General features: G+C 40.0%; 3 protein-coding genes. All 3 read right to left on the bottom strand.

Going from position 1 to position 1,089, the window contains the following annotated elements; genetic code table 11:
* Positions 1-290, bottom strand: a 290-nt coding sequence (locus tag HMPREF2813_RS02900; RefSeq protein ID WP_181144517.1) for a DUF2310 family Zn-ribbon-containing protein, incomplete at its 3' end; no start/stop codon positions are given.
* Positions 281-661: a SufE family protein gene (locus tag HMPREF2813_RS02895; RefSeq protein WP_005687271.1), complete on the bottom strand. Its 381-nt coding sequence runs from the start codon at positions 659-661 to the stop codon at positions 281-283. The genes HMPREF2813_RS02895 and HMPREF2813_RS02900, both read right to left, overlap by 10 nt.
* On the bottom strand, positions 658-1,089 hold a 432-nt coding region (locus HMPREF2813_RS02890; protein ID WP_116956913.1), incomplete at its 5' end, for an aminotransferase class V-fold PLP-dependent enzyme. The genes HMPREF2813_RS02895 and HMPREF2813_RS02890, both read right to left, overlap by 4 nt.

Genomic DNA, 1,089 nt, shown 5'->3' with positions numbered 1-1,089 from the left:
CCCACAAGTTGAAAACCATCAAAAATTACACCGCACTTTTCGGCTTCTTGTAATGCGCGATTCACTTCTGCGTTATTATTTTGCGGGAAAAGACTATCTTGCTCTGGGCAAATGACACGCATAGCAAAACCTTGTGCGCCATCTTCTTCCGCTAAATATAAAGGAATTTCACGTCCGATAATTTGCCCGTTATACCGCCATTGATCGATCACTGCATTGAGTAAACGACTTTGTGATTCAATATTATTTTCGAGTGCAGTCAGGCGAAAATAGGTTTCGATTAAATACATAAATTTTTTAATTGCTGTCCGATTTGGTTTAAGCCGTTTAAACGCATTTCACTTAAACGTTGTGAAATGCCGAGTTCGCTAAAAAATACAGTAATATCAAATGTATTCAATTCATCCGCTGTTTTACCATTGATTTGATTGAATAAAATCCAAAGTAAGCCATTCATAATTCTGGCTTCGCTAAATCCGCTGAATTGAAAAGTGCGGTCATGTTTAGGCATAATTTGAAACCACATTTGTGCTTCGCAGCCAGTAATAGGTTGCATTTGAGCGAGTTCATTATCGCTTGGGCGAGGTAAATTTTTGCCAGCTTGAATAATCAGGCGATAGCGATCTTCCCAATTTTTAGCTTGTTTTAATTGTTCTATCATTGTAATAAATCCAGTGCTTTATCTAAGGCGGTGAAGAATGCCTCTACATCTTCCTGCGTATTATAAGGCGCAAAAGAAAGACGCAATGTGGTGCGTTCGCCTAAGCGTGCTAAATAAGGCTGGGCACAATGTTCGCCCACTCGGAGCGCAATATTTTGTTCGCTCAAAAGTGTAGAAAGATCGGAACAGTCAATGCCGTCAAATATAAAGCAAACAACGGTGCTTGGTTGAGGGGAATCGAATAATCGGCAATTCTCGTAAGATTTTAACCGCACTTTGACGGATTCAGCCAAGGATATAGCGTGCTGTTCTGCTGCGGTAAAATCCCATTTTTGTAGCCAATTTAGTATGGCATTAAATCCAATAACCCCAGCAATATTGGGTGTGCCAGCTTCTAAACGATAAGGCAATTCGGCAAAAGTAATACG

This window comes from Haemophilus sp. HMSC066A11 (assembly GCF_001811665.1).
GTDB classification, from domain to species: Bacteria; Pseudomonadota; Gammaproteobacteria; order Enterobacterales; family Pasteurellaceae; genus Haemophilus; species Haemophilus influenzae.
The sequence above is the reverse complement of the archived record's forward strand: the minus strand, read 5'-3'. Positions and strand labels throughout refer to the sequence as shown.

What these genes read in the sequence shown, in the direction of transcription:
- HMPREF2813_RS02895 (WP_005687271.1), bottom strand. Translation starts at nt 661, where the DNA reads ATGATAGAACAATTAAAACAAGCTAAAAATTGGGAAGATCGCTATCGC.